Raw genomic sequence first — 14,442 nt, 5'->3', positions numbered from 1 at the left:
ATACCATTTTACCAGTTACCTGCTATTGCTAAAGGATTAGCTTATGAACACCGCCTCTCAAACCCCGACGAATATTGATACAGATACTACCGTCACGCCAAAGAACTATACCGATTACTATAATAATTTTGATATGAATACACTGCTGTCAGAAATATTTGGCGAGCATGTGGATGATCGACTAAATGCTTATATGGCTTGCTGTGGTCGTCATGTACGTGACGGTCGGGCTGACAATACTGCGTTAGTACACGAAGACACGACAGGCAATGTAACGCGCATGAGTTTTGGTGAGCTTGACAAAGCGAGTGCACAAATCGCTAACTTATTACAGTCGTATGGGGTACAAGCGGGCGACAAGGTAGCGACCATGCTACCGCGCACGCCAGAGCTTCTTACTGTTGTATTGGCGACGTGGCGCATCGGCGCGGTATATCAGCCGCTATTTACTGCTTTTGGCTATGATTCAATCAAATATCGGATGGACAAAGCCGATACAAAAGTCGTTTTTACTAACCTAGAAAATCGCAGCAAGTTTGAAGATTTGGCTGAGCAAACCAAAATGGTATTGGTCGGCAGTATAAAAGATGCTCAGACATGGGGTGACGATCATTATAGCCAGTCTATGGCAGCACAGCTGCAAACGTTTGAACCTATGATGCTTGATACGGACGCGCCATTCTTGCAAATGTTTACCTCAGGTACGGTTGGTAAATCAAAAGGCGTCAGCGTTCCATTGGCTGCGTTACCTGCTTTCTATTTATATATGCGTTATGCCATCGACCTACGCGAAGATGATCAGTACTGGAACATGGCAGATCCAGGCTGGGCGTATGGCTTGTACTATGCCATCACAGGGCCGCTGCTACTGGGTATCACCACTTATTTTAATGAAGCAGGATTTGACGCGACTAATACGCGTGAGTTTATGGTGCGTCACAAGATTACCAATTTGGCCTCTTCGCCAACTGCATTTCGAATGATGAAATCTAGCGGCGTATTTGATAGTGTTAATGAAGGCGCTCATAACGATACTAATGCCAAGCTGTCTTTACGCTGTGCCAACTCGGCAGGCGAGACATTGAATACAGAAGTGGTCAACTGGGTTGAAACCTATTTGGCGTGCCAAGTCAAAGACCAATATGGCCAAACAGAGACTGGCATGACTTGCTGTGCACATCATGCACTGGCGCATGACTGTCCTGTTGGCTCGATGGGTATGGCGCTCCCAGGTCATACGCTGGTGGTACTAGATGATGATATGAATGTACTGCCGGATGGTGAGCAAGGGCAGCTAGCAGTCGTGGTCAGTCAGTCACCTGCGTTTTATTTCCGTGGCTATAGCTGGAATGAAAAACAAGCCTTTGTAGATGATTACTATCTGACAGGCGACGTGGTCGAGCGTCATAGTGACGGCAGTTACTGGTTTTCAGGCCGTGATGATGACATCATTATTACTGCAGGTTATCGCGTAGGGCCTACTGATGTCGAAAATACTGTATTAGAGCATGAAGCAGTCGCAGAATCTGCGGCAGTAGGCGTACCAGACGAAGTGCGTGGTCATACTATTAAGTCTTATGTGGTACTAAAAGATGGTATCGAAGGTAGTGATAAGATTGCCAAAGAAATCCAAGAGCTAGTACGCAAACGCTTATCCACTCATGCTTATCCGCGTGAGGTCGAGTTTGTGACCGAGTTACCAAAAACACCAAGTGGTAAGATTCAACGCTTTTTACTACGTAGTTTATCTGCTGCGTAACTACCTAATAGAGCGTTTATAGATAATTCATAGAAAACAGCTAATAAAAAATGAATATTTAAAGGAATAATCATGCAAGTTAAAGAAAACAGCTTTTTGGTCACAGGCGGTGCATCAGGTTTGGGAGAGTCAGTGGCTCGGGCGATCGTAGGTCAAGGTGGCAACGTCGTTATCGCTGATTTAAATGAATCTGCTGGGCAAGATCTGGTCGCCGAGTTAGGTGATAGTGCGCGCTTTGTACGCTGTGATATCATTAACGGTGATGAAGTGCAATCAGCGGTCGAAATGGCAGAGTCAGCTTTCGGCGGCCTGCAAGGATCAATCAACTGTGCTGGTATCGTAGTGGTACAAAAGCTGCTAGATCGTGATAACAATCCGGCAGACCTTGAGGCATTTAGCCGTGGGGTCAATATCAATCTGGTTGGTTCATTTAACGTCGCTCGTTTGGTCGCTGCTAGCATTGCCAAGCGCATAGCGAATGACAGTAGTGCAGGCGACCATGTAGAGAAGAATGTAGATCAAGGCATTATCATTAATACAGCCTCTATCGCAGCCTTTGACGGTCAAGTAGGTCAAGCCAGCTATTCATCGTCCAAGGCAGGCGTTGTTGGTCTGACCTTGCCACTTGCTCGCGAGCTGTCACGTCATGGTATTCGCGTGATGACTATTGCACCTGGTGTCTTTGCTACGCCGATGATGGAGAGCATTCCTGAGAAAGCACGCGAGCAGCTAGAGGCAGGTGTGCCATATCCTAAACGTTTAGGCGCTCCCAATGAGTTTGCCAAATTGGTGACTCATATCATAGATAATGCTTATCTAAATGGTGAAGTTATTCGCTTAGATGGTGCGATTCGCATGGTGTAACAGTCTAGTGAGTGATTCATCACTTTTGCACAAAACGTATCTACAGAATCTGGCATAGTGCTTTGATACATATGATTAATGACAAAAAATTAATTATAGGAACCAGAGTCTATGCCATTTTTTTATAAAAAATCTTATTCATCAAATGAGCAGCGTACGCCTTGGTTGCCCATTATCATTGGTCTTAGTCTTGCTGCCATTGTCAGCACCAGCGCTATTGCTTATGTTAAAAGCACCTCAAAAACCAAAAATTCCATTCCTCCTTCCATAGTCATTGACCGAGTCTTTGTCGACAAATCAGATCGTATCTTAAAATTGATGAGCGATGGTAAAGTTATTAGGTCATATCGTATTGCGCTAGGGGGCAGTCCATCAGGTCACAAGCAACAAGAAGGCGACCAGCGTACGCCAGTTGGGATTTATACATTAGATTATAAAAATGAGGACTCCATTGCGTATCGTTCTATTCATATTAGCTATCCTAATGATGAAGACAAGGCGCGAGCGAATTCATTAGGGGTCAATCCGGGTGGCGATATCATGATTCATGGGCAAATGAATGGCTTTGGGTATTTGGCATTATTTAATCAACGACGTGATTGGACAGATGGTTGTATCGCTGTTGCCAATGATGAGATGGATGAAATTATGGGTGCGGTGACACTTGGTGTTCCTATTGAAATCGTGGAGTAGAATAGTCGGATTGTTATCTAATTTATACTAAGCAGATGCATTATTCATTAACGTATTTAATAGAGATTTATCTTTCATTTGCACTAATAAAATGGCGTAACTTATCTACTAAATACCTTTAACTGATATTAATAGCTCATTTAAATATTATTAATAATAAATATCATTGCTTTAAGTAAGGTTTTATTTGGTAATCGTCTTGAAATAGGTGTATACATACCTTATATAAGTGACAGATAACAGTGGGCACTAGACTAAGGTAATCCTTAGAGGTGCTACTGAGAATACCAATTATAAAAGGATATAGACATGAGATTTGAGAAGTTTACTCAAAAATTGCAGTCCGCCATTCAAGAAGCACAAAGCCTAGCATTAGGTCGCGATCATACAGGTATCGATCCTGTGCATTTGCTTGCCGTGTTGCTACAAGATGAGTCTAATTTATCTATCTGCCAACAAGCAGGTGCTTCTATCCCAGCGCTAAAAAATGGCGTTGCTAAAGCACTAGATAACCAAGCGACCATTTCGGAACCGACAGGTGACGTCAACCTAAACCCAAACTCGGTCAAAATCTTGAACTTGGCCGATCGTCAGGCACAAAAAGAAGGCGATGATTTTATCGCGACGGAATGGGTGATGTTGGCACTCGCTGAGCAGGGCGAAACCAGAAAGATATTTGAAAGTGCTGGCGTGACGGCAAGCAAACTAAAAGCGGTAATTGAGCAATTGCGCGGTGATGATACAGTGAATAACCAAAACGCCGAAGATCAGCGTGATGCACTCAACAAGTACACGATTAACCTGACTGAACAAGCAGAGCTTGGCAAGCTAGATCCAGTGATTGGCCGTGACGAAGAGATCCGCCGTACTATTCAGGTGCTATCACGCCGTACCAAAAATAACCCTGTGCTCATCGGTGAGCCGGGCGTTGGTAAAACAGCTATCGTAGAAGGTTTGGCACAAAAAATCATCAATGGTGACGTACCAGAAGGGCTGCGCCGTAAAGAAGTGCTGTCGTTGGATTTAGGTGCGCTTATTGCGGGCGCAAAATTTCGCGGTGAGTTCGAAGAGCGTCTCAAAAGCGTGTTGAGCGACTTGGCCAAGCAAGAAGGCAATGTCATCCTATTCATTGATGAGCTGCATACGATGGTCGGGGCAGGTAAATCTGAAGGCGCGATGGATGCAGGTAATATGCTAAAACCTGCATTGGCACGTGGTGAACTGCATTGTGTCGGGGCGACAACGCTGGATGAATACCGTAAGTACATCGAAAAGGACGCAGCACTTGAGCGTCGCTTCCAAAAAGTACTGGTCGATGAGCCAACGGTCGAAGATACCATCGCGATATTACGGGGTCTAAAAGAGCGTTACGAGTTGCATCATGGCGTCGATATTCAAGACAGTGCCATTATCGCTGCTGCGCGCATGAGTCATCGCTATATCACTGACCGTAAGCTACCAGATAAGGCGATTGATTTAATTGATGAGGCGGCCAGTCGTTTGCGGATGGAGATGGATAGCAAGCCTGAATCATTAGGTAAGCTTGATAGCCGTTTGATTCAGCTAAAAATGCAGCGTGAAGTACTCAAAAATGAAGAGGATGCCGGCGCGCAAGCAGAACGAAAAGTGCTTGATGCGCAAATAGCTGAATTGGAAAAAGAGTATGCTGATCTCAATGAGGTTTGGCAGGCAGAGAAAGCATTGGTTAAAGGCAGTCAACAGCTAAAAGACGAGCTAGATAAAGCCCGTATCGCGTATGACAAAGCTAGCCGCGAAGGCGATTATGAGACCATGAGTAAGCTGCAATATGAAACCATTCCGCAGTTAGAACGTCGTATTCATGAGTCTGATTTGGCTGAGCAAAAAGAGCAGACAGGTGAAGGGAGCGGTGTAAAATTGCTACGTAATAAAGTCACCGACAATGAAATTGCAGAAGTGGTGGCAGCCGCGACTGGTATTCCAGTCAGCAAAATGATGCAAGGCGAGCGTGACAAGATGATAGCAATGGAAGAAAAGCTCCATGAGCGTGTCATTGGTCAAAACGAAGCAGTCGAATCGGTGGCCAATGCGGTACGTCGTAGCCGTGCAGGCTTGTCTGATCCAAATCGTCCATCTGGTTCGTTTTTATTCTTAGGACCTACTGGTGTTGGTAAAACTGAGCTGACCAAATCACTAGCAAACTTCTTGTTTGACTCTGAAGATGCGATTGTACGTATCGACATGAGTGAGTATATGGAAAAACACAGTGTCAGTCGCCTTGTAGGGGCGCCTCCAGGTTATGTCGGTTATGAAGAAGGCGGTACATTGACTGAAGCGGTACGCCGTAAGCCATATAGCGTCATATTGTTCGATGAAGTAGAAAAGGCGCACCCTGATGTGTTCAACATCTTATTGCAAGTATTGGACGATGGCCGCTTAACCGATTCGCAAGGTCGTGTGGTAGATTTTAAGAACACCGTGATTATCATGACCAGTAACTTGGGTTCGCATAAAATTCAAGAGATGGTTGGTGAGAGCTATGAGGATATCAAAGCGGAAGTAATGGATTCTGTTGGGCAGCATTTCCGTCCAGAGTTCGTCAACCGTATTGACGAAATCGTAGTCTTCCATCCGCTTGGTATGTCGCAGATGGCAGGTATTGCGGATATTCAACTGGATCGATTACGTCAGCGTATCCAAGAGCGTGAGATGGATATTGAGCTGTCAGCAGATGCGATGAATAAATTGGTTGCTGTGGGTTATGACCCTGTTTATGGTGCTCGTCCTTTAAAGCGTGCCATTCAACAAGAGATCGAAAACCCATTGTCATTGAAACTATTGGCAGGTGATTTTGTCGCTGGTGATATTATCAAAGTCGATGTGGGTGCCGATGATAAGCTCACTTTTGATAAGCTTAGAATGAGCTAATCAATCTAGCTTTGACGTTTTTATAACCCAACTGTACTTTTAAAATAAACCCCTTATCTACAATCGTAGGTAAGGGGTTTTTATTTATAAGGCGCGTTTTACGTTATTGTTTTTTTACCATTTCGATATCTCTTAAGTCTCAGGACTATGCTATAACTAAATCAATGACTAATAGTAACTGTATCAACTGAATGGAGAAGTAGACCGATGACAGCCCATATTGAACGTATAAATATACCTTTAACCTCGCCGCTAATCATTGCAGCATTGCTGTTTAGCACTGCCGCGTGCTCCAACTCTTCTACAGTAAGTCCCAGCAATAATAAAAGTACTGCAACAGAATCTAAAGAAGTGTCCACTTCAGATAACGATGCTCAAACCACCACACAAACCACCAAACAAACAAAGACTAGCAAGCCTGACTTTACCACCAAAGCAATCGCTACCTTTGATGAGCCTTGGGCTATGACAGCGTTACCCATTGCAGATAGCAAAGCGCCAAAATTACTAGTAACACAAAAAACAGGTGAGCTATTTATCGTAGATACAGCGACGGGTAATAAGACCAAAATCGAAGGCATTCCTACAGTCGCTTACGGTGGTCAAGGTGGCTTGGGGGATATCATTGTGGCTCCGGATTTTGCGACGTCCAATACCGTCTATCTTAGTTATGCGGAAGCAGGAACAGGAAGTGATAGTAATAAATTTGGCGCTAAAGTTATCAAAGCGACACTTTCAGGACTAGAGACAGCCACACCTACGTTGCAAGATATCACGCCTATCTGGCAACAGTCTCCGAAAGTTACAGGGCAGGGACATTATAGTCATCGTTTGCTGTTTTCTCCTGATGGGCGCTATCTATATATCAGCTCAGGCGAGCGTCAAGACAAAGACCCAGCACAAGACATGAATGGTAATTTGGGTAAGATAATACGGTTGAGTCCTGATGGTAACACCCCGACAGACAATCCGTTTACTGATAATGAGTTGGCCAAACAGTTTTGGACCGTCGGACATCGCAATGTGCTTGGTATGGCATTTGACGATAGTGGACAGCTTTGGGCGCACGAAATGGGACCAAAAGGTGGCGATGAATTTAATATTATTGAGAAGGGTAATAATTATGGCTGGCCAGTGGTATCCAATGGCCGCAATTATTCAGGTTTAGACATTCCTGACCATGGCACAAAGCCAGAGTTTGCGGCACCCAAAATTACTTGGACACCTGTTATTTCACCATCTGCTATGAGCATCTATGCGGCTGGTACTCATAATGATTTTCCTAGCTGGCAAGGCAATGCGCTTATCAGTGGCTTATCGTCTAAAGCGCTTATCGTAGTGGGCATAAGTGAAGACAATACCGCCGCTGAGCGTTACCGCTATGACATGGGAGAGCGTGTGCGCAGTGTGCTAGCAGTAGACGGGCAAGTGTGGACACTTGAGGACGGTAGTGATGCACAATTACTCAGATTATTGCCCAAATAACATCGAAACAATATTGAAAAAACATCGAAACAGCATCGAATTAAGGACGTATTTACCTGCCTGTATATTTAATTATTTTAATAAAACTATCAAATTCTTTTAGAGTAAATTAATAGTTTTATCAAGTTTTATTTTGTAATTGATTGATAGTTAACATCTATTTTGTTAAGGTAATGTTCCTTAAATTTTGAGACTTACACATGGAAGAAGTAAAAGTAGGCAGATTAGGACCTTTTCCACGGGTGAGCAAACCTGTGTTTATTACTTCGTCACTGCTGATTGTTGGCTTTATCATTTTTGGTGCGCTTTTCACCGAAACAGCAGGGGCTGTTTTTAGTTTTTTACAAAACTTTATTACCGATAAGTTTGGTTGGCTATTTATCATTCTAGTCAATGTAGCCCTCGCGCTTTGTGTTTACTTGGCAATGAGTCGCTATGGTGATATTCGCCTAGGGGCTCAAACTGAGACACCGCAATATAGTTTATTCTCATGGATCGGCATGTTGTTTTCTGCTGGTATCGGGATTGGACTTGTCTATTGGGGGACAGCGGAGCCGCTGTATCACTTTATGGCACCACCAATGGGCGATGCAGAGACAGTAGAAGCCGCCAAGCAAGCAATGAATATCTCATTTATGCATTGGGGGCTACATGCTTGGGCGATTTATACGATTGTAGCGCTATCTTTAGCGTACTTCCATTTCCGTCGCGGCCTGCCATTATCGATTCGATCTACTTTGTATCCTTTACTTGGTAAAAAGATCTATGGTCGTTGGGGACACACGGTCGATATCTTGGCTGTGTTTGGTACGATGTTTGGTGTGGTTACCTCGCTTGGACTTGGGGTTATGCAGATCAACTCTGGACTCGAAAAGCTGTTTGGTACGCCTAACAGTCTTACCGTACAGTTTGGCTTGATCGCTTTCATCACAGCGCTAGCGGCAGCTTCAGTCTTGATGGGTTTGGATAAAGGTATTAAGCGTTTAAGTGATATCAATATTGGTTTCACTATCGTCTTATTAGCGTTTATGGTCATCTTAGGACCAACGCTGTTTATCTTTGATAGTTTTATCGAAAACATCGGCAACTATCTGACTGTGATTGTACCTCTAGGTACATGGGGTGAGTCTTATAGCGGGACAGATTGGCAAAGTAGTTGGACGATATTTTATTGGGCATGGTGGGTTAGTTGGGCACCATTCGTTGGTATCTTTATTGCTCGCATCTCTCGTGGCCGTACGATTCGTGAGTTTACGCTTGGTGTACTACTGATTCCAATGCTGATTTTGTTCTTCTGGTTTACCACCTTTGGCGGCGTTGCTGTTCATATGGAGCTTGCTTCTGCTGTGTCAGGTGTTAGCCCAGGATTGGTTGAAGCAGTACAAGCGGATTCCGGTAGTGCCATCTTTAAGTTGGTTGAATACTACCCATTGGCAAAACCGATTACGCTACTGATTGTCGTCATGATTATGCTATGGTTTGTGACCTCGTCAGATTCTGCTAGCTTTGTCATCGATATGTTGACTGCTGGTGGCGATACCAACCCACCTAAAATCCAGCGCTTATTTTGGGCGACGACAGAAGGCGTTATCGCCGCTATCTTGCTAGCGGCTGGTGGACTGTCTGCTCTACAGGCGGCAGCGATTGTAGCAGGACTACCATTTGCCTTAGTGGTCTTTGTCATGATGTATGCGCTACTGCGTGGTTTGAGTCGCGATCGTCTGATTTTATATAGAGCGCAGCAAGGCTTTATTACGGATGAATCAGCAGACCATAACTCAGCGAATGAATTCGTTGATGAGCATCTGCTAAAAGGGCCACCTAAAATTGTCAAAGGTGACTAAGAAGTAAATAGCATCAAGACAGCTACTTAAGCTTTTGATAGAAGAAGCCCCAATTTACTTTTAAATTGGGGCTTTTTATTGGGTAAAGATATTTAAATTTGTTCAGAACAAATTCAGTTTGTCGAAATATTATTGCTGCAATGTTACTACGATTTCTATACATTCGGCAGTATTTACATGGTGTTATATTTAGTGATTCGTTCATACCTTGCTATGGTTACGCTCTTTTTTGGGGATATACCTATGGATCATGTAAAAGTTGGCAGGTTAGGCCCTTTCCCGCGGGTAAGTAAACCTGTTTTTTTAACTTCAGCATTACTTATTATTATATTTATTGTTCTTGGCGTTTTTTTTACTGAATCTGCCGGTACGTTGTTCAGTTTTTTACAAGGCTTTATTACCGATAAATTTGGTTGGTTTTTCATTATTCTCGTTAATGTGGCCTTAGGACTTTGTGTTTATTTGTCTATGAGCCGTTATGGCGATATTCGTCTTGGTGCTCAAACTGAGACACCACAGTACAGTCTATTTTCGTGGATCGGTATGCTGTTCTCTGCTGGCATCGGTATTGGACTTGTCTACTGGGGTACAGCAGAGCCCTTACATCACTTTATGGCACCGCCACTCGGTGAAAAGGAAACGATAGAAGCCGCCAAACAGGCGATGAATATTACCTTTTTACATTGGGGCTTACATGCTTGGGCATTGTACGCGATTGTAGCGCTATCTTTAGCCTATTTCCATTTTCGCCGTGGCTTACCACTATCGATTCGCTCAACCCTTTATCCTATATTGGGTAAAAAGATATATGGCTCGTGGGGTCATGCCGTTGATATCTTAGCCGTATTCGGTACGATGTTTGGTGTGGTGACGTCACTCGGTCTTGGGGTTATGCAAATCAACTCAGGGCTTGAGAAATTATTTGGTATTCCTAATAACCTCACAATACAAATCGCTCTGATTGCTTTTGTTACTGCTTTAGCCGCCTGTTCTGTCATGATGGGCTTGGATAAGGGTATCAAGCGTCTAAGCGATGTGAATATCGGTTTGACGGCTATTCTACTTGGTTTTATGGTCGTCTTAGGGCCGACGCTTTTCATTTTTGATAGCTTCCTAGAAAATATCGGCAACTATCTTTCAGTGGTTGTACCATTAGGTCTATGGGGAGAGTCTTATGAAGGTGAGGCAAACTGGCAGTCAGCATGGACGATATTTTATTGGGCATGGTGGGTAAGTTGGGCACCATTTGTCGGCGTGTTTATTGCTCGTATCAGCCGTGGTCGTACGATTAGAGAGTTTGTACTTGGGGTGTTACTTATTCCTATGGCCATATTGTTCTTTTGGTTTTCAACTTTCGGCGGCGTTGCTATTCATATGGAGCTGCTCGCTGCTATTGATCCAGCGTTGGTTAGTCCTGGACTGGTCGAGGCGGTACAAACAGATTTTGGTAGTGCCATTTTTAAATTGGTTGAATACTATCCATTGGCGCAACCCATCACATTTATGATTGTGATTATGATTGTATTGTGGTTCGTGACCTCATCAGATTCAGCAAGTTTTGTCATCGATATGCTGACGGCTGGTGGTGATACCAATCCGCCAAAGATTCAACGTTTATTTTGGGCAAGCACTGAAGGTGTCATTGCTGCTGTGTTGTTGGCTGCTGGTGGATTGAGCGCGTTACAAGCAGCCGCTATCGTAGCAGGATTGCCATTTGCCTTGGTTATATTTGCAATGATGTATGCGCTACTGCGTGGTTTGAGTCGTGATCGACTGATACTATATAGAGCGCAGCAGCATTATATTACTGAAGAATCAGCAGATCACAACTCGGCAGATGAATTTGCTGATGAGCATCTGCTAAAAGGACCACCCAAGATTGTAAAAGGTGACTAAGAAGTAGATAAAAGTAAGACAGATACTTAAGCTTTTAATAGAAGAAGCCCCAATTTGTTTTTAAATTGGGGCTTCTTTATTGGGTAAAGATACTTAAATTTATTCAGGATAAATTCGGATTTTTGAAAATTATTACCGAAATGTTACTACCATTTCTATACATTCGGCAGTATTTACAAGGTGTTATATTTGATAATTCGTTCATACCTTGGTATGGTTACGCACTTTTTTGGGGATATACCTATGGATCATGTAAAAGTTGGCCGATTAGGCCCTTTTCCGCGGGTAAGTAAACCTGTATTTTTGACTTCAGCAATCTTGATACTGGCGTTCATTATTTTTGGCGCTTTATTCAATGAACAAGCAGAAGTGGTATTTAACCAAGCAAAAGCATTTGTCTCTTTACGCTTTGGCTGGTTCTTTATTGTCGTGGTCAATTTAACATTGGTCATGAGTATTTACATGATATTTAGCCGTTATGGCGATATTAGGCTTGGTCATCAAAACGAGAGACCTGCGTACAATCTTGTTTCTTGGGTTGGTATGTTGTTTTCGGCAGGTATTGGTATTGGACTGCTCTACTGGGGTACCGCCGAGCCGCTGTATCACTTTATGGCACCGCCATTAGGAGAACCAGAAACCGTTGCCGCGGCCAAGCAAGCGATGAATATCTCGTTTTTACATTATGGTCTACATGTATGGGCGCTATATGGCATGGTTGCGCTATCGCTCGCATATTTTCATTATCGAGTAGGTTTACCACTGGCTATCCGTTCGACACTGTACCCAATATTGGGTAAAAAAATCTACGGCGGTTGGGGGCATACGGTAGATACGCTTGCCGTATTTGGTACGATGTTTGGGGTAGTGACTACGTTAGGTCTTGGCGTCTTGCAGATTAACTCGGGCCTTGAGACGTTATTTGGTATACCCAATAATATTACGGTGCAGATTATTTTGATTGGCCTTATCACCATGCTAGCAGGGTTATCTCTGTTTATGGGATTGGATAAAGGCATCAAGCGTCTAAGTGATACCAATATATTGTTCACTGTGATATTGCTCAGTTTTGTGATTATCTTTGGGCCTACGCAGTTTATTTTTAATAGCTTTGTAGAAAACATCGGCAACTATTTGCACCAAATCGTGCCGTTAGGTCTATGGACAGAGTCTTATAGAGGCGAAGAAAATTGGCAAGCTTCTTGGACGATTTTCTATTGGGCATGGTGGATTAGTTGGTCGCCATTCGTTGGGGTCTTCGTTGCACGTATCTCTCGTGGCCGTACCATCCGTGAGTTTATATTAGGCGTACTGTTAATTCCTATCACGATATTGTTCTTGTGGTTTACCGCTTTTGGTGGTTCTGCGGTAAATATGGAGCTGGTGGCAGCAGCAGACCCTAACATGGTTAGCCCAGGTCTGATCGAAGCAGTCAAAGCCGATACAGGTAGCGCTATCTTTAAACTGATGGAGTCTTATCCATTAACAGGTGCGGTCAACTTGCTCATCGTGGTGATGATTGTCCTGTGGTTTGTCACCTCATCAGATTCAGCTAGCTTTGTTATCGACATGCTGACCTCGGGCGGCGATACCAATCCGCCAAAGATTCAACGTTTGTTTTGGGCAGGTGCTGAAGGCGTTATCGCTGCTGTACTATTGGCAGCAGGTGGTTTGAGTGCATTACAAGCGGCATCGATTGTCTCAGGATTTCCTTTTGTTATTGTGATCGTCGTGATGATGTATTCTCTATTGCGTGGCCTCAGTCGCGATCGCTTGATACTGTATCGTAATCAGCAATGGTTCACCACAGAAGAGTCAGCAGAGCACAACTCGGCCAATGAATTCCGTGATGAAGAGCTACTAAAAGGCCCACCAGCACTTGAGAAAGATGCTTAAGCTTTAGAGTTTATTTCTCAGCTACAAAAATACCCAGCTTGTCATAAGCTGGGTATTTTTATGGATGTTCAATATTTTTAATAGAAAGTCTTCCAATACAGCAGCTTTCAGCACAGCAGATCTCGATATAATCGCTTTATAGATTAATTGCATTCGCCTTTTGTATAACCAATGGCTTCAGGAATATTACAGGCTGAGCAGGCATTACTAGCCGTTCGGTAGCTAACAATTGATCCAACTTTCGTTTTTACACAGACGGGTTCATATTGTGCCGTACAGATATTATTGGCAGGATTAGCGGGTGGACATTGAGTAAGAGCATCTTCAAACTGCTGACTGAGATCAGGAATGGATGGGGTAGGTGTTTGACCAGACGTGCCTACATCAGACATAGAGCTACAGCCCGTCAAAGCTAGAACTAATATCAATATAAGTGATAATGGTTTGAACGAAGATTGATTAATTTTGGAAAATCGACAATTGGATAGAGTTTGTTTCATAAGAAATGTCCTTATTAATAATATTCGATAGCGTCCTGTTATCGCTGATGGATTTGCCTATTGAGGCTAAACGCTTAAGTATTTATGGTAGCTCATTTATCAATAGCTATCCACTTAAACACCATACAAAAAACCCCAAGCTCAATTAAGCTTGGGGTTTTGTTTTCTGCCATCAAATATTGATACTACGACAGCATGTCTAAATGAAAGACATCTAGACTGACGACATTCGCTTATTCAGCTGGTTTGTCATCTTGGTTTAGCTGCACGTACTTGTCAAAGTTTTGAGCATAATCAGTTAAATTATCGCTTAGCATTTGGCGATACTGTTTAACATAAAACTCGACGATATCGTCTTTTTCTTTAGCGAAATCATCACCTTTGACGAAGCCGATAGAGGCAACTGACGCGCTATAGCGTGCTGCAGCATACAATAAAGAAGCACCTACTTGACCTGAATGTGCTTCAGGACCTAGCTGGCTGTTGGCGATACCGATGATAGCGTCAGCACGTTGATAGAATGCCTGCATTTCAGGGGTGATTTCAATGTTAGCATCAGCGTTTTGGTCTTGAATATTGTCTTGAGACATAAGCAACT

The 14,442-nt window shown here is 43.4% G+C and carries 10 protein-coding genes; 8 read left to right on the top strand and 2 right to left on the bottom strand.

All coding sequences use genetic code 11. The features are described 5' to 3' along the window. Window positions 1–43: 43 nt before the first annotated feature. The 8 genes from QL898_RS00285 (at window position 44) to QL898_RS00250 (ending at window position 13,344) form a co-directional block, all read left to right on the top strand. Window positions 44–1,759, top strand: coding sequence for an AMP-binding protein (locus tag QL898_RS00285; protein ID WP_290175422.1), 1,716 nt, complete (start codon window positions 44–46; stop codon window positions 1,757–1,759). A gap of 72 nt (window positions 1,760–1,831) precedes the next feature. Next, complete coding sequence (locus tag QL898_RS00280; protein WP_290175421.1) at window positions 1,832–2,623, top strand: SDR family NAD(P)-dependent oxidoreductase; 792 nt, start codon at window positions 1,832–1,834, stop codon at window positions 2,621–2,623. Window positions 2,624–2,734: 111 nt separating this feature from the next. After that, on the top strand, window positions 2,735–3,316 hold the full coding sequence (locus QL898_RS00275; protein WP_290175420.1) for a L,D-transpeptidase family protein: 582 nt from the start codon (window positions 2,735–2,737) through the stop codon (window positions 3,314–3,316). Window positions 3,317–3,625: 309 nt separating this feature from the next. Then, window positions 3,626–6,223 (top strand): ATP-dependent chaperone ClpB, encoded by a 2,598-nt coding sequence (clpB, locus tag QL898_RS00270; RefSeq protein WP_290175419.1) that lies wholly within the window; start codon window positions 3,626–3,628, stop codon window positions 6,221–6,223. 207 nt (window positions 6,224–6,430) lie between these two features. Further along, a complete protein-coding gene (locus tag QL898_RS00265; protein WP_290175418.1) occupies window positions 6,431–7,708 on the top strand; it encodes a PQQ-dependent sugar dehydrogenase in 1,278 nt (425 codons plus the stop codon). Window positions 7,709–7,908: 200 nt separating this feature from the next. After that, a complete protein-coding gene (locus QL898_RS00260; RefSeq protein ID WP_290175417.1) occupies window positions 7,909–9,552 on the top strand; it encodes a BCCT family transporter in 1,644 nt (547 codons plus the stop codon). 243 nt (window positions 9,553–9,795) lie between these two features. Continuing rightward, on the top strand, window positions 9,796–11,448 hold the full coding sequence (locus tag QL898_RS00255; RefSeq protein ID WP_201547750.1) for a BCCT family transporter: 1,653 nt from the start codon (window positions 9,796–9,798) through the stop codon (window positions 11,446–11,448). A gap of 243 nt (window positions 11,449–11,691) precedes the next feature. Next, entirely contained in the window at window positions 11,692–13,344 is a 1,653-nt protein-coding gene (locus QL898_RS00250; RefSeq protein ID WP_290175416.1) for a BCCT family transporter, read from the top strand. Window positions 13,345–13,487: 143 nt separating this feature from the next. Here the strand turns inward: QL898_RS00250 and QL898_RS00245 are convergent, their stop codons facing one another. Then, window positions 13,488–13,736, bottom strand: coding sequence for a hypothetical protein (locus QL898_RS00245; protein WP_290175415.1), 249 nt, complete (start codon window positions 13,734–13,736; stop codon window positions 13,488–13,490). 341 nt (window positions 13,737–14,077) lie between these two features. Next, window positions 14,078–14,434, bottom strand: a complete 357-nt coding sequence (locus QL898_RS00240; protein WP_102078350.1) for a DUF3144 domain-containing protein — start codon at window positions 14,432–14,434, stop codon at window positions 14,078–14,080. Window positions 14,435–14,442: the final 8 nt, after the last annotated feature.

The organism is Psychrobacter sp. APC 3279 (genome assembly GCF_030407795.1).
Taxonomy (GTDB): domain Bacteria; phylum Pseudomonadota; class Gammaproteobacteria; order Pseudomonadales; family Moraxellaceae; genus Psychrobacter.
Note: the sequence above shows the minus strand (reverse complement) of the source record. Positions and strands in the feature narration are given on the sequence as shown.

Bases quoted from the DNA above. Each gene is read 5' to 3' on its own strand.
- QL898_RS00285 (WP_290175422.1), top strand. From the start codon at position 44: ATGAACACCGCCTCTCAAACCCCGACGAATATTGATACAGATACTACC.
- QL898_RS00280 (WP_290175421.1), top strand. From the start codon at position 1,832: ATGCAAGTTAAAGAAAACAGCTTTTTGGTCACAGGCGGTGCATCAGGT.
- QL898_RS00275 (WP_290175420.1), top strand. From the start codon at position 2,735: ATGCCATTTTTTTATAAAAAATCTTATTCATCAAATGAGCAGCGTACG.
- clpB (WP_290175419.1), top strand. From the start codon at position 3,626: ATGAGATTTGAGAAGTTTACTCAAAAATTGCAGTCCGCCATTCAAGAA.
- QL898_RS00265 (WP_290175418.1), top strand. From the start codon at position 6,431: ATGACAGCCCATATTGAACGTATAAATATACCTTTAACCTCGCCGCTA.
- QL898_RS00260 (WP_290175417.1), top strand. From the start codon at position 7,909: ATGGAAGAAGTAAAAGTAGGCAGATTAGGACCTTTTCCACGGGTGAGC.
- QL898_RS00255 (WP_201547750.1), top strand. From the start codon at position 9,796: ATGGATCATGTAAAAGTTGGCAGGTTAGGCCCTTTCCCGCGGGTAAGT.
- QL898_RS00250 (WP_290175416.1), top strand. From the start codon at position 11,692: ATGGATCATGTAAAAGTTGGCCGATTAGGCCCTTTTCCGCGGGTAAGT.
- QL898_RS00245 (WP_290175415.1), bottom strand. From the start codon at position 13,736: ATGTCTGATGTAGGCACGTCTGGTCAAACACCTACCCCATCCATTCCT.
- QL898_RS00240 (WP_102078350.1), bottom strand. From the start codon at position 14,434: ATGTCTCAAGACAATATTCAAGACCAAAACGCTGATGCTAACATTGAA.